General features: G+C 40.5%; 13 protein-coding genes, 1 tRNA gene and 1 pseudogene. 7 read left to right on the top strand and 8 right to left on the bottom strand.

The window, feature by feature from the left end:
• Positions 1-34: 34 nt before the first annotated feature.
• Positions 35-1,204: an FAD/NAD(P)-binding oxidoreductase gene (locus WIW72_RS05825; RefSeq protein WP_337703034.1), complete on the bottom strand. Its 1,170-nt coding sequence runs from the start codon at positions 1,202-1,204 to the stop codon at positions 35-37.
• A 156-nt stretch (positions 1,205-1,360) separates the two neighbouring features.
• Between WIW72_RS05825 and WIW72_RS05820 the strand changes: the two genes are divergently transcribed.
• On the top strand, positions 1,361-1,561 hold the full coding sequence (locus WIW72_RS05820; protein WP_337703033.1) for a hypothetical protein: 201 nt from the start codon (positions 1,361-1,363) through the stop codon (positions 1,559-1,561).
• On the opposite strand, the gene WIW72_RS05815 is transcribed toward WIW72_RS05820, so the two are convergent.
• From WIW72_RS05815 to thrS, 3 genes are read right to left on the bottom strand one after another with little or no spacing between them, the layout of a single operon-like run.
• Positions 1,551-2,240 carry a nucleotidyltransferase family protein gene (locus tag WIW72_RS05815; RefSeq protein WP_337703031.1) on the bottom strand — a complete coding sequence of 230 codons (690 nt, stop codon included), beginning with the start codon at positions 2,238-2,240 and terminating at the stop codon, positions 1,551-1,553. The two genes, WIW72_RS05820 and WIW72_RS05815, sit on opposite strands and share 11 nt — an antisense overlap.
• Before the next feature lie 31 nt (positions 2,241-2,271).
• Positions 2,272-2,739: a methylated-DNA--[protein]-cysteine S-methyltransferase gene (locus tag WIW72_RS05810; protein ID WP_337703029.1), complete on the bottom strand. Its 468-nt coding sequence runs from the start codon at positions 2,737-2,739 to the stop codon at positions 2,272-2,274.
• Positions 2,736-4,364 (bottom strand): threonine--tRNA ligase, encoded by a 1,629-nt coding sequence (thrS, locus tag WIW72_RS05805; protein WP_337703027.1) that lies wholly within the window; start codon positions 4,362-4,364, stop codon positions 2,736-2,738. The genes WIW72_RS05810 and thrS overlap by 4 nt, the downstream gene beginning before the upstream one ends.
• Positions 4,365-4,401: 37 nt before the next feature.
• On the opposite strand from thrS, the gene WIW72_RS05800 reads away from it, so the two are divergent.
• From WIW72_RS05800 to sucD, 4 genes are read left to right on the top strand one after another with little or no spacing between them, the layout of a single operon-like run.
• Positions 4,402-5,382, top strand: a complete 981-nt coding sequence (locus WIW72_RS05800; RefSeq protein ID WP_337703025.1) for a UDP-N-acetylglucosamine--N-acetylmuramyl-(pentapeptide) pyrophosphoryl-undecaprenol N-acetylglucosamine transferase — start codon at positions 4,402-4,404, stop codon at positions 5,380-5,382.
• On the top strand, positions 5,382-6,092 hold the full coding sequence (locus WIW72_RS05795) for an endonuclease III domain-containing protein (protein WP_337703023.1): 711 nt from the start codon (positions 5,382-5,384) through the stop codon (positions 6,090-6,092). Before WIW72_RS05800 ends, WIW72_RS05795 begins: the two co-directional genes overlap by 1 nt.
• Positions 6,079-7,092 (top strand): succinate--CoA ligase subunit beta, encoded by a 1,014-nt coding sequence (locus WIW72_RS05790; RefSeq protein ID WP_337703021.1) that lies wholly within the window; start codon positions 6,079-6,081, stop codon positions 7,090-7,092. Before WIW72_RS05795 ends, WIW72_RS05790 begins: the two co-directional genes overlap by 14 nt.
• The gene (sucD, locus tag WIW72_RS05785; protein WP_337703188.1) at positions 7,080-7,931 is read left to right on the top strand and encodes a succinate--CoA ligase subunit alpha; all 852 of its coding nucleotides are present in this window, start codon (positions 7,080-7,082) and stop codon (positions 7,929-7,931) included. The genes WIW72_RS05790 and sucD overlap by 13 nt, the downstream gene beginning before the upstream one ends.
• Here the strand turns inward: sucD and WIW72_RS05780 are convergent.
• Together WIW72_RS05780 and WIW72_RS05775 are read right to left on the bottom strand one after the other, a co-directional pair.
• Entirely contained in the window at positions 7,900-8,949 is a 1,050-nt protein-coding gene (locus WIW72_RS05780; RefSeq protein ID WP_337703019.1) for a hypothetical protein, read from the bottom strand. The genes sucD and WIW72_RS05780 overlap by 32 nt on opposite strands.
• Positions 8,950-8,992: 43 nt before the next feature.
• A tRNA-Ile gene (locus WIW72_RS05775) sits at positions 8,993-9,082 on the bottom strand.
• A 158-nt stretch (positions 9,083-9,240) separates the two neighbouring features.
• Here WIW72_RS05775 and WIW72_RS05770 point away from each other — a divergent pair.
• Both WIW72_RS05770 and WIW72_RS05765 read left to right on the top strand, forming a co-directional pair.
• Positions 9,241-11,523 (top strand): STT3 domain-containing protein, encoded by a 2,283-nt coding sequence (locus WIW72_RS05770; RefSeq protein WP_337703017.1) that lies wholly within the window; start codon positions 9,241-9,243, stop codon positions 11,521-11,523.
• A 124-nt stretch (positions 11,524-11,647) separates the two neighbouring features.
• A pseudogene (locus WIW72_RS05765) lies at positions 11,648-11,904 on the top strand (hypothetical protein).
• A 46-nt stretch (positions 11,905-11,950) separates the two neighbouring features.
• Here WIW72_RS05765 and WIW72_RS05760 read toward each other — a convergent pair.
• Complete coding sequence (locus tag WIW72_RS05760; protein WP_337703015.1) at positions 11,951-12,121, bottom strand: RNA-protein complex protein Nop10; 171 nt, start codon at positions 12,119-12,121, stop codon at positions 11,951-11,953.
• Entirely contained in the window at positions 12,118-12,909 is a 792-nt protein-coding gene (locus WIW72_RS05755; RefSeq protein ID WP_337703012.1) for a translation initiation factor IF-2 subunit alpha, read from the bottom strand. Before WIW72_RS05755 ends, WIW72_RS05760 begins: the two co-directional genes overlap by 4 nt.

The raw sequence follows: 12,909 nt of genomic DNA, 5'->3' as shown, positions 1-12,909 counted from the left end.
TTGTGGTAAGGAAAAATAAAAAACTGACTTTTTATTACTCGCTCTTGTATCCGAAGAGCCTTGTAAGATACGCTTGCTCCCAATTGTCCTTTTGTATCGTATACTCCCTCTTTAACTGAGGGTCTTTGGCAGCTGCAGGAGGTTGTTTTGTCAAGTCTAACTGGAACTGCAAGCTCAAAGTCTCCAGCTTACCCTCTAAATTCCCTAAGTAAGCCCAGCCTACAAACGCGTATTGCACGGGGACCTTCTCACTTATTCCTTCCATCTCAAGGATCTTATTTGCAGCAAACTGAGAACTTTCAAACGCTATCTCTTGATTCTTAGGGAAGGGTAACTTAGCTGCATCTCCCACTGCTAAAATATCATCGTATTTTGGATTCCTCAAATCCTGAGGAGATCTCACCTCAGCAAAAGGCGAACCTAACCCTGCTTCCTCGATAAACTTTGGAGCCCTGTTAGGCTCTAACATTGCGAGTATAGTATATTCGTACCTTTCTCCGCTCTTAGTCACAACATAATTCTCTCCTATCTCCGTAATCTCTTGGTTAACGACTAGTTGTATCCCAGCTTTTTCATAAACTTGTTTAACTACGTCAGCAATTACCGGGGGTTGAGTTTTGTCATTAGCATCAATATGTATTATCTTAAATTTATCCCTAACACCTCTATTAGTCAGAACTGTGTGAGCTAACATAGCAGTCTCAGTAGGGGCAGGGGCACATCTGTAAGGGGCTTTAGGTGCGTAAATAATTATACTACCGCTCTCAGCAGTCCAGAGCCTTTGTTTAAGGACGTTTACCCTACCGGGGTCATAGACTGTAGTGTTCTTCCACCAATACTTTTCATAACCACTTATTGAAGAGCCGTCAAATACTATTCCGGGGGATAAGACTAAGTAGTCATAATCTAGTTCTTTCTTTGAGTTAAAGGTCGTGTCTGACAAGTAGACTTTTCTATTCGCAGGGTCTATTTTGTATACATTTCCGACAACCACTTTAATTCCACTCTTTCCTACCTCTTCATAGCCTCTCAAGATTCTACTATATTTCTGCTCGCCAGTTAAAATGAGTGGTCTACTAGGTCCCGATATATAGTAGTCATCCTTGTTTATAACGGTAATTTCTGCGTTCTTCAGTTTCTGCACCAATGTATTTGCAACTCCCATTCCACCTATTCCGCCACCAACGATTACGACCTTTTTCATTGATTATACATCTTTTTCTCACTTTAATTAAACTTACAATTATTACGACGTCGAGAAAACTATTTTAAAGTTAAATCGATCTGTTTTGGCATCATCATTATTTTTCACTATTAGTTTCATGCATCTCTATCTGACTCTTTAATGAACAAATTATGCATGAATGAACAAGACGCAATGAATATAGCAAGAATAGTGCTTGAGATAATAAAATATAACATACCGCTGGACTGTGAGGAGGATTTCGAAGTATTGGCCAAAAAGCTACTAAACGACTTAAGGGATCTGGGTCTTGAAAAGACTTTAGACAAGTGGTTAAAAGAAGAAGGCGAAGAAGTTGACTTAATACTTAATTCTTAAACACTTCTGTAATCTCCGCATTAGCCTCTTCGTAGTCCTTTAACGTGTCTATTGATCTCCAGTATACGTCATCGAAAGTTATCCCCTTAAGAAGACCTTTTTGAGCTAACAAAGGAAAAGTTTCTTTTTCTATATCTCCTTTCTCAGGAAGATACTCGAATATCTCTGAGTTCATAGAATATATTCCAGCGTTTATCCAAAAATCTTTTAAAACTGGCTTCTCGACGAATTGTATTATATTTCCTTTGCTGTCTACCTTAACTATACCGAAGGGACTTCTCAGAGGTACTAAAGATATAACAGCTACAGCCTCATCGTCCCCCAGCTTAGAGAGGTCGAGGTTAGTTAGGATATCCCCGTTTAAAACGAAGAACTTTTCCCCGTTTGATATAAATCCATTAAGCCTCTTTATAGCACCGCCCGTTCCTAGAGGTTGATCCTCAGTGAGAATTGCAATAGGTATTCCTAACTTATCTTGATTTTTTGCCACCCAATCGATGAGAACCTCTTTCTTATAACCTGCAAGAACAAACACGGACGTAACTCCGAATTTTTTCAACCACTTTATCTGCCACTCAATAATCGGTTTACCTGCTATCTCGATAAGGGGTTTGGGCCTCTCGTCTGTTAAGGGCCTGAGCCTCTTACCAAAACCTCCAGCTAAAATTACAGCTTTCATTATTTATATTCACGTTTTACAGATTTTAAGGTTATTTGCTTTCTTTATCTAGTTTTATTCCTTCTAGTTCTAGTAATTTTCTCTTTAGTTCAACGCCTCTTGAGTAACCGCCGATTCCGTTTTCAGCTACTACCCTATGACAAGGTATAATCAACAACACGGGATTCTTAGATAGGGCTACTCCTACAGCCCTGGGAGAAGTCTTTAATGTATCTGCAATCTCTTTATAAGTCTTCACTTGCCCCCACTTAATTTTTCTTGTCTCGTTAAACACTCTCCGCCTAAAGGTATTAACATTAATGTCCAAGGGTTCCATTGAAAAATCTACCTCCTTACCTTCAAAGTACTTATCGAGTAGATGAAAGAAGTCTGTGAAAAAAGAATTGTCCAATAACTCCTTTTCCACACATTCACAGAAATCTAACATTATAAACCCTTTTTCACTTCTGGCAACAGTAATTGTCCCTAAGGGGCTCTTATACACTCCGTAGACTATCATTTGAGTTTACTTATTGTATTATTCTGGCTCAAATCTCTATTCTTTATCTCCTCAAGTAACGCTGAAAGGAAGCTATTGAGCTTAATCCCTCTTATTTCGAGGTTACCTCTAGCCCTCACAGTTATTTCTCCCTTCTCCATCTCCTTCTTTCCTACTATAACAATATACGGTATACCCTCATCGTAAGCCCTCTTTATCCTCTTGGATAGGGTCTCCTCACCACTATCAACATCAACCCTTACTCCCTTCTCCCTGAGCTTAAACGTTACATCTTTTGCATACTCATCTACTTCCTCAGTAATCGGTAATACCCTGACCTGAATAGGAGAGAGCCAGGTTGGTAACTTACCCCTAAAGTGCTCTAAGAGAATTGCCATAAATCTGTCCATGGAGCCGTAAATGGCTCTGTGAACAATTACAGGCCTCTTTTTCGTTCCGTCTTTGTCAACGTATTCCAACTTAAACCTTTCCGGTAGATTGAAGTCAACTTGTATAGTAGATAACTGCCACCACCTCTGCAGGCTATCCCTGATGTCAAAGTCTATCTTAGGCCCGTAAAAAGCTCCTTCCTTTTCTTTAACTACGTATTTCAGACCGAGCTCGTTAAGTGCAGAAACTAAAGCATCAGTAGCCTTATTCCACTGTTCATCAGTACCTATACTGTCATCTGGTCTAGTGCTCAAATTTATCCTGACGTCGTCCTCTTTAAAGCCGAAGGTTGATAGGACTTCAAGAGTCTTCTTTACTAACATCTTAATCTCGTCTTTGAGTTGATCGTCACGTAGGAATATATGTCCGTCGTCTTGCGTGAAACCCCTAACTCTTAATAAACCGTATAACTCACCCTTCTTCTCCCATCTATACACATGACCGAACTCCGAAAACCTCAGAGGTAAATCACGGTAGCTCCTTGTTTTACTCTTGTAAATAAGAATATGTGCAGGACAGTTCATAGGCTTTATTCCCAGTTCTTCGTCCTCCATTTTAAACAACAGCATTTTATCTCTATAGTGATCATAGTGACCGCTAATTTTCCACAATATTGCCCTATAAACATGGGAAGTGTAAACTTCCTTGTAACCCATACTGTTGTTTATCTCCTCCATATACCTCATTAACTCCTTTCTTATTGTCTGCCCGTTAGGATGAAATAGGACTACTCCCGGAGCAGCTTCGTCTGGAAAACTGAAGAGGTCTAATTTTTCACCGATAACTCTGTGATCGTACTCTGAAACCTTCTCCAACCAGCTTAGGTAGTCCTTAAGTTGTTCCTCTTTTTCAAACCCAACACCCCTGATCCTAACGTATTGTAACTCAGGAGTGGGGTGGTGGACTGAAACATTCAAGATCTCAAAATACTGAGGTTCTACCTGAGCTATTTCACCACCGCTAACCCTGATCCTCATACCATTGTACTCTACTTCTCCGTCCTTCACTTGGAAATTGAATTTCTTATATTTAGCGAACTTCTTGGCTTCGTCAAGTGTTAACGTAGTCTGCGACTCTATGTCAACGTAAAAATCCCTTTCTCCTAACCCTACTTCTACTGGCTTTAGGCCGGCTTCGGCTAGGTTTAGAGCGTATATTATCCCTGCCTTCAGCCAGACGTTTTTATACTCTTCCATGGATACCATTTTATCCTGAAGCAAATAAAATAGCTTAATGCAAAATAATGACGTCCTGATCATAGCCAGCGGGGGAGGGCATACAGGTTTTGCAAGAGCTATCGCAGAGTACCTCTCGCTAAGCAGTAACTCGTATAAAGTTGACTTTGTAATACCCGAGAACGATAAGTACAGTGAGGAAGTACTTAAACCCTTTTCCAGTCAATTCTATTACGTTAAAAAGGCTAAAGAACCCAATCAGGGAAACGTTGCTCTTATAACAAATCTACCTCACGTGTTAGCCCAAAGTCTGAAAATAAAGAAATATAAAGTAGTCATCGCGACGGGCTCAAATCACTCCCTTTTTCCAGCTTTAGCCCAGAGAGTCAAGGGAAGTAAACTCTTCGTAATTGAGAGTCAGGATAGGATAGTGACTAGAGGTAAAACAGTATCAATATTATCAAACTTCGCAGAAAACGTCTTTCTCCATTGGCAGGAACAGAAAGGTCTATACCCTAAAAAAGGGATGGTCGTTGGACCTATAGTCGAAAAGCCGAAATACACTCCGAAAGATGACGGTTACGTTCTAGTGACTACAGGGACGATGGGTTTTAAAAGACTGTTCGACATTGTGGTCAGTTTAGACCTCGGTAAAGAAGTTGTAATACAAACAGGTAGAGTACCTCCTGAACAATACGCGAAGAGAGGTGTCAGGGCTTTTTCCTTCTCTACGGAGCTGGAGAAGTACATAAGTGAAGCATCTCTAGTGATAACTCACCAAGGTAAAACAGCAATGGAATCCGTGGTAATGTATAAGAAACCTACGATAGTGGTCTACAACAAGGACTGGAGATACGCAGCTACGAAAGAAGACTCTAAACGTTACGCAGAAATTTTAGGTGCTACCTTCCTAGACGATCCGTCCCAGTGGGATTCCGTTGAAGAGTTAACTGAAGCAATTAAAAAGGTGAAACCTCCTAAAAAATATGAGATCGGGACTCCCAATCTAGTTAAACGGATTTTGGAGGAGCTTCCATGATGAGACGAGCGCTAACCGATGAGGTGAAGAGGTCACTGCGTACTGAGCTCCTTAGGATACTGGAAGAGAATGTCGATTTGTTGAGAAGAGCAGGGTGGATAGTAGCAGATGCCGAATCTCCGAAGTGGTGGGATGGGGTAGAGACTGTCGACGAGTTGCTAATTTCCTCAATTTTAGTTCAGATGACTAAATGGGAAACAGTGAAAAAGGTTCTCCTGAAAATGAGAGAGAAAGGGGTAAACAGTTTAGAGAAACTAAGTCAATTGAGTGAAGAGGAGATTGCTGAGCTAATAAGGCAAGCAAACTTCTACAGAACTAAAGCCAAGAGGTTGAAACTACTATCTGAAATAACGTCAAAAATAGGTGTTGAAAAACTGGTTAAGGACGAGAAATTGCTGAAGGACGTAGAGGGCATCGGAGACGAGACTGCGGAAGCGTTGTTACTCTTTGCAGGTAATATTCCCGTATTCCCACGTTCCAATTACGCTAAGAGAGTGATGAGCAGAGTACTTAATGTAGAGCTTACCAGAGAAGAGGCTAAGGAGATCGTTGAGGAACTTGTCGGGAAAGACCTTTATAAGTTGAAACTAGTCCACGCAGGGATAGTGACGGTGGGGAAACTTTATTGTTTTTCTAAGCCAAAATGTAATAGTTGTGTATTTAAAGAATTCTGCAAATATTATAATGTGAATCGTAATGAAACTTTATGAATATGAAGGAAAAGAGATCTTCAAACTGGTTGGAATCCCAGTCCCAAGAGGTGTGGTAACAGACAAGCCGATAAAGTGGGAAGGGAAGGCTGTTGTTAAGTCCCAAATCCTTGAGGGTGGTAGAGGGAAGAAGGGGTTAGTGAGAGTAACTGAAGATGTGTATAATACAATACTCGAGCTCCAAAAATTAGGCGTAAGTAAATTCCTAGTTGAGGAGTATATCCCACACTATAGGGAAATTTACCTCTCTTGCCTTATAGATCGTGAGGCAGCAGAGCCTATAATAGTAGTCTCTCCTGAGGGAGGGGTAGATGTTGAGAAAGCTAAAAACATTAGGATCTTTCACATCCCGATTGAGAGGGGAGTAAGGGATTTTGACGTACTCGAAGTTGAGAAATATTTGGACGTGAAAGGGTTAAAACCTATTATTCAAGGTCTTTACAGAATAGTAAACGAGTTCGAAGCTGAGCTTGCGGAGATAAACCCCTTAGCGGTAACTGAAAGCGGTCTAGTAGCATTAGATTCGAAAGTGATCTTAGAGGACAACGCTTTGTTCAGGCACCAAGACTTATTGCAGAAGTTCGGCAGGAGTTACGAAAAGACCGACTCATATGTCGAACTAGATGGAGACATAGGGATCATAGGTAATGGTGCAGGTCTGACCATGGCAACGATGGATATGGTGAAATTGATGGGAGGTAATCCGGCTGACTTTCTAGATATAGGTGGCGGTGCAGGAAGTGACAAGGTTGAGGAGTCAATAGTTAGGCTAGCTAAAAACCCCAAGGTCAGGAAGATAGTAATGAATATCTACTGCGGTATAACAAGATGTGACGAAGTGGCTCAGGGAATAATCAAAGCCCTTGAAAAGGTGAAGATCCCTATCTACGTTAGGATTGTAGGTACCAATGAAGAAGAAGGAAGAAAGTTACTTTCCCAGAGAGGGATATCAGCATATGAAGACCCTATAACCTGCATAGGTGATGCATTACGCTCGTAAATAGGAATACTAGGGTATTAGTTCAGGGTATAACTGGGAGGGAGGGAAGCTTCCACACTAAGCACATGTTGGATTACGGCACTAAGATAGTTGCGGGTGTCACGCCCGGAAAAGGAGGGACTGAGGTTTACGGTGTACCGGTTTACGATACAGTAGCTGAGGCATTAAAGGAACATGAAGTCGATGCAAGTATAATATTTGTCCCTGCTAAATTCGCTATAGATGCACTGTTTGAAGCTATAGACAACGGTATAGCTCTGGTAGTAACCATAACGGAACACATTCCGGTCATAGACATGCTCAGGGTAAAGAGATATGCGAAGCTTAAGGGTAGTAGGATAATAGGACCTAATTGCCCCGGTATAATAGTTCCTGAAGAAGTGAATTTAGGGATTTTCCCGCCTAGGGCTTTCAGAAAAGGTAAGATAGGGATCGTGTCGAGATCCGGTACACTGACCTATGAGATAGCTGAAGTAATAAAGAGAGATTTTGGTCAATCAACGGTAATAGGGATAGGAGGAGACCCGATTGTAGGTACTACTTTAGATGAAGTGGTTGAAATGTTTGACAAGGATCCGGAGACAGAAGAAATAGTTATAATCGGGGAAATAGGAGGTACTATGGAAGAAAAGGTAGCGAAAATGAAGAAGGAGGGTAAAATATCAAAGAAAATAATAGCGTATATTGCTGGGATGACGGCTCCTAAAGAGAAAAGGATGGGTCATGCAGGTGCAATAGTGTACATGGGTATGGGGACTTTTGAAAGTAAGATAAGAGCGTTCAAAGAGGCTGGTATACCGGTAGCTACTACCCCCTACGATGTTTTAAAATTACTGTAACTACTACTGCTAGAACTATTACCATAACTAGGACTATCCAATACTGTTGTAGAAACTCAGTAAAGGGATAGTATGGGGAACTTAAGTCCGTAACTTGATAACTTACTAGCGGATTCTTCAAGTTCTGAAGTATTATTGAGATGTTCCCGCCGCTAGGGAATACAAGGAGGAAGTATTTCCCTATTGTAAACCCCATATACGGGTTTGATGTATTACCTGGTATAGATTGATAATAAGTACCAAAAGGAGTTGTCGACTCATTCATCTTGAAGAAGTAATTTGACCCATTAACAATCACTGTGCCTGTCGGTTCAACTAAGGGAAACTCATCTATCGGAATAATTACAGTAATATAATCTTTAGACTCCAAATTAATAGCCGCTAGAGAGTATGTCTTGTTCTCTAACTCATGTGTTACGGATTTCACGGAAATATTGGCTTGTGGAGTTACCACATAAACACTTTCTGTTACATTAGGGCTTAACTTCAAGGTAAGTTTGTATAAAGACCCTGATTTCTCTAGAGGAGGAAGAGGATTAATCCCGGTCATATTTATGGATATGTTATCATTGGCCTGAAGACTGAGAGAAGATATGTAATTATATGCTACACCCTTAATCGGAAAACCGTACTGGGCTGAAATAATCAGGTAAGAGTTACCGTTATAAAACTTGATAGCTGGAATGCTAGTCCCATTAACAGTAGCAGAAGTCAGGGTAAAGTTGGTAAAGAATAATATGAACTGTAACCCACCAGTCTCGTCTCTATATAAAAAGGAATAGTACGTAGGTTCTTCGCCCTGTTCATTATATGGGGTTACTTGAGGTTTCACCAGAGGAGTAGGGTAATAAGTGCTTTTACCGGTTATATTTAGGGCTATTCCTAGATCTTGCCACTGCATTGTCATGTTATAGTTTGAGATAAAGATTTGACCTCCTCCTGAAATATAGGAAGATATCGTGTATGATAATACTAGTCCTTGTATTAGAAACGCGTAAAGGACTATTTTTTCGACCATCACTTTATGCATTAATCCAGTTGATTAAAGTTTAATCCATATGTGGGCCCGGTGGGACTTGAACCCACGGCCTCCCGGTATCTGATCACCGGGATTATCAGCCGGGCGCTCTACCATGCTAAGCTACGGGCCCAGACTATTAATATAGTCTTAAACTATCATTTTTAAGACTTATTCTCCTAATTATCAGACCTTGAAAGCTTCATCACATATCTAGCCGCCCATCGATCATCATCAAATATTGTATAATCTGGATTAAGCTTATATAAGATACTGTGGTTTATGAAAACGATGCAGTCGACAAAAACTGCCCAAAGACTGAAGTTTGATAAATTCAAGATTCTCGATACATTAGTCGTTACTGGACTCGTATTTGTATCCATTGTGATAAGAATAATAAGTGCTACTGCTTTTCCCCAATCGGTAAACGAGTTTGACCCATGGTACTTATTCTATAACGCATTACTAATAGCTCAGCAAGGTGGAAACTGGTATGCGGTACCTCCAGATGTCCACGGGTGGTTCCCGTGGGGATATTTCATAGAACTAGGAAATACAATAGGTCTACCTTGGTTAGTAGCGCTATTTTCCATGCCATTCTTCTCTCAGTTTGGAGCTAATGCTGTTTATACTGTAGCTATAGTGTCAGACATTGTCTTAGATGCAATAGGTGTTGTAGCCGCGTTTCTTGCAGTTGACGCAATAACTGAGAACAGAGTGGGTGCTTACGTAGCAGCTGCAGCAGTAGCCGTATCACCGTCCCTAACATATAAGAATTTGCTCGGTGGATTACCTAAGACCTCATGGGGAGCTACATTTGTTCTACTTGCAATATACTTTATGACACTAGCAATAAAGAGGAAGAAACCCATATACGGCATACCTGCAGGTGTAATGATCTTCTTAGCGAATATAACTTGGGGAGGTTATACGTACATAGACTTAAGCCTAGCGTTAGCGGCATTCTTATTAGTACTTCTTAACAAAAATGATGAAATAACAGCTAAGTCTTTAACCTTATTGGCTGTAACTTCAGGGTTCTTAACCTCATTTGCACCGAACAACATTGGATTTTTATCAGGTGTTGCTCACGGTCTTTCTTTACTAATAATCCCGTTATTCCTATATCTCGAACTCTACTTAAGGAGGACCTTACCGAGGGAAATCACGGATTCGAAGAACATAATAATAGGGGCCTTTATAGTGTTCATAGTATCCTTAGGAATTCTAGGATTAGCAGCGATAGGGAAAAGCCCAATACCTTCAAGATATTACGCAATTGTTAACCCGTTCTACCAGTTCTCAGTTCCTATAGATAGGACTGTAGCCGAATACATTCCGCAGCCAATTACGGCGATGATACAAGATTTCGGAATCTCATTGTTCTTGTCGATTTTAGGTATATACTTCATCCTTGTAAAAAGACAAGAACTACCTGGTCTATGGCTCTTAGTCCTCGGAGCAGCAAGCATTTACGGAACATCAGAACAGCCTTACCTATTTAATTACACCGCATATATAGTAGCCGCGTTAGCAGGTGTGGGAGTTTCAGAAATAGTTAGTAAATTCATGGAGAAAAAAATTAGGCTGGTTCCGATTTTGATGTTAGCAATCGTAGGAGTATCTTTGTTAGCGGATGCAGGGATCGCTATAGAGGTAAGTTACGAACCACCATCCCTTCTGAATGCTGCTACTCCTTATTTAATAGTAAACTATGCATGGGTATCGGCGCTAGATTGGATAAATCACAATACTCCTCATAATGCGTTTATATTGAGCTGGTGGGACTACGGATATTGGATAGAGACCGTAGGTAATAGGAGCGTTATAGACGAGAACAACACGTTGAACAGTACTCAAATCAAAATGATGGCGGAGATGTTCCTTAATAACGAGACGTTTGCAGCTAATGTATTAGAGAAAGACTTCCACTTATATCCCTATGGTAGTCCTAACTACACTTACCCAGTTTACATAGTTGCATACGATGCTGTTACTCTCTATGTAAACAGTAGTGCAGGTACTAGTATGTGGTTTATTGGATATCCGTCTAATTTCCCGAGCACGTTTATAGGATATACGACCAGCCTAGGTGATATAGCTAAGGCTATGGGAGCTATGACTACGATAGCAGGATATCCTTTAAACGAATACGTGAACGTATCATACATTAACTCCACTATATTCTCACTAGAAACCTCGGGTCTACCACAAGCAACACAATTAGCACAGATAATAGCGAATTCGGAGCCAATGGCATGGACTCCTAAGGCTTATAACTCGTTAATTGTAAACATGTTCGTAGAAGGGCTTCAGTCTTTAAATCAGGGACCCGTTGCAGCTCCGTTCAGCTTCTCCTTAAACTCCATACTCTCTGGGCAGATAAATCCTAACTTTATACCAAGAGTGAATACGTTGTACTTTAAGCCTGTTTACATAGCACTGTATCCAGTAGGAACAGTACCTGCTTTAGGAGGTGTAGCTGAGGTATATATTGCTGTATTAGTATACCAGTTCGTAGAACCTTATGTCATTATTCCTCCAACAGTGGTAGTAAACGGGACTCAAAGCTAAAGGTTTTTACTTAATTTCTTTATTTTACAAAGTTGGGGGTTAAGGGGACGGAAAGTCTCGCCAGCGGGGATGGATAGCCCCCCTTATAGAGAGTTTAAATATCTCTTTTTTCAAAAATCTCTTAGTGACACTAATGACGCTCTTCCCCAGCTCGATTGAGGGCTTAATGGGACTGTGGGAGGAGCAACCATCATCTTCCCTTTCCTTCAAGGGACTAGAGCTCGGCAATGAAAGTCCCCTTTCAAATGGGAGTGGTTCTCTGAGCCACTCGACTGCTCACCAGATGAGAGATGTAGTCCCGAATCAATGGTGGGAACGATGAACCCCCTTGGGAGGGAACCCTCACCTTTCCAGGGCTGGGAGGAAGTCAGACACAATTAAAACTGAGTGAATAATAAGACGGAAAAATAATAAAAAACATATAAAATTAACAGTTAAGTTTTATTCCCTTTTTAAGCTCTATCCTATATTTCACGTATTTGTCTTCTGGGGAAAATCTCGGAGGAGATGTAATTACTGTCTTATTCCCGCATATAGGGCATATATCTTTCATAGTATATATCTTGTCCTTAGGACATTTCCTAAGTTTCCACTTCATTTCTTAACCACTGTAAAGGTTACTCCTTCTTTTTGACTTATTTCTTTCATAGTTTCTATTAGTTCTTGTAAGGTTATTGAGACCTGCTTAGGATCAGTACCGGTCACATCGACCCTATACCTAGGTGCTCCAATTGTGTAAATCCTGATCTCCTCCTCTTTGTCCTCAAATTTACTAACAGCTTCGCTGAAAACTTTCCTTATCTTCTCTATCCCGTCTGGTGAAATAGATCTTAACGTTACAATCTCACTTGCCTTCACTTTCTTTTCTTCAATGTGTTTACCTATTTCCTCCATTAACGGTTTTATCCATATTTCGTTTACTCCTGCCTCTCTCAGTATATAATCTCCCTCTTTAACTGCCCTTACCATACTTTCATAAACGTCCCCATACTTGTTTTCGAGTTTAAAAGCTACTTCTCTCCACGCCTCTTGTTCGTTTCTACCCAATTTTTGAGAAATTATTTCAAGGATCTTGTCTACCTTTTGTAACTTCTTCCACTGTAAGTTCTTCTTCCTTTTCTCGTCTTCAGTGACTTTCTTTAAGGAAACGTCTATAGTGCCTTTCTTTCTGTCCACTCTTATGACTTTAACTACTACCTTCCTCCCTTCCTTAACTATATCCCTTATATTCTTAACCCATCTACTACTTATTTCACTCCAAGGGAGAAAAGCTTGTAAATTCCCGTATTCGTCTAGGGTTACATAACTGCCATAATCAAAAACTTGTTTTACCGTTGCTATAAGAACTTCTCCTTCCGCGGGTATTTGCTTTTGGTTGTATATCAT

Source organism: Stygiolobus sp. CP859M, from assembly GCF_037389975.1.
Lineage (GTDB): Archaea > Thermoproteota > Thermoprotei_A > Sulfolobales > Sulfolobaceae > Stygiolobus.
This window is presented reverse-complemented; position numbering and strand designations above follow the sequence as displayed.

Coding starts and splice junctions, on each gene's coding strand:
- WIW72_RS05760 (WP_337703015.1), bottom strand. CDS start 12,121: ATGAAGTGGAAACTTAGGAAATGTCCTAAGGACAAGATATATACTATG.
- WIW72_RS05780 (WP_337703019.1), bottom strand. CDS start 8,949: ATGGTCGAAAAAATAGTCCTTTACGCGTTTCTAATACAAGGACTAGTA.
- WIW72_RS05825 (WP_337703034.1), bottom strand. CDS start 1,204: ATGAAAAAGGTCGTAATCGTTGGTGGCGGAATAGGTGGAATGGGAGTT.
- WIW72_RS05790 (WP_337703021.1), top strand. CDS start 6,079: ATGAAACTTTATGAATATGAAGGAAAAGAGATCTTCAAACTGGTTGGA.
- WIW72_RS05810 (WP_337703029.1), bottom strand. CDS start 2,739: ATGATAGTCTACGGAGTGTATAAGAGCCCCTTAGGGACAATTACTGTT.
- WIW72_RS05820 (WP_337703033.1), top strand. CDS start 1,361: ATGAATGAACAAGACGCAATGAATATAGCAAGAATAGTGCTTGAGATA.
- WIW72_RS05755 (WP_337703012.1), bottom strand. CDS start 12,909: ATGATATACAACCAAAAGCAAATACCCGCGGAAGGAGAAGTTCTTATA.
- thrS (WP_337703027.1), bottom strand. CDS start 4,364: ATGGAAGAGTATAAAAACGTCTGGCTGAAGGCAGGGATAATATACGCT.
- WIW72_RS05770 (WP_337703017.1), top strand. CDS start 9,241: ATGCAGTCGACAAAAACTGCCCAAAGACTGAAGTTTGATAAATTCAAG.
- WIW72_RS05800 (WP_337703025.1), top strand. CDS start 4,402: ATGCAAAATAATGACGTCCTGATCATAGCCAGCGGGGGAGGGCATACA.
- WIW72_RS05815 (WP_337703031.1), bottom strand. CDS start 2,240: ATGAAAGCTGTAATTTTAGCTGGAGGTTTTGGTAAGAGGCTCAGGCCC.
- WIW72_RS05795 (WP_337703023.1), top strand. CDS start 5,382: ATGAGACGAGCGCTAACCGATGAGGTGAAGAGGTCACTGCGTACTGAG.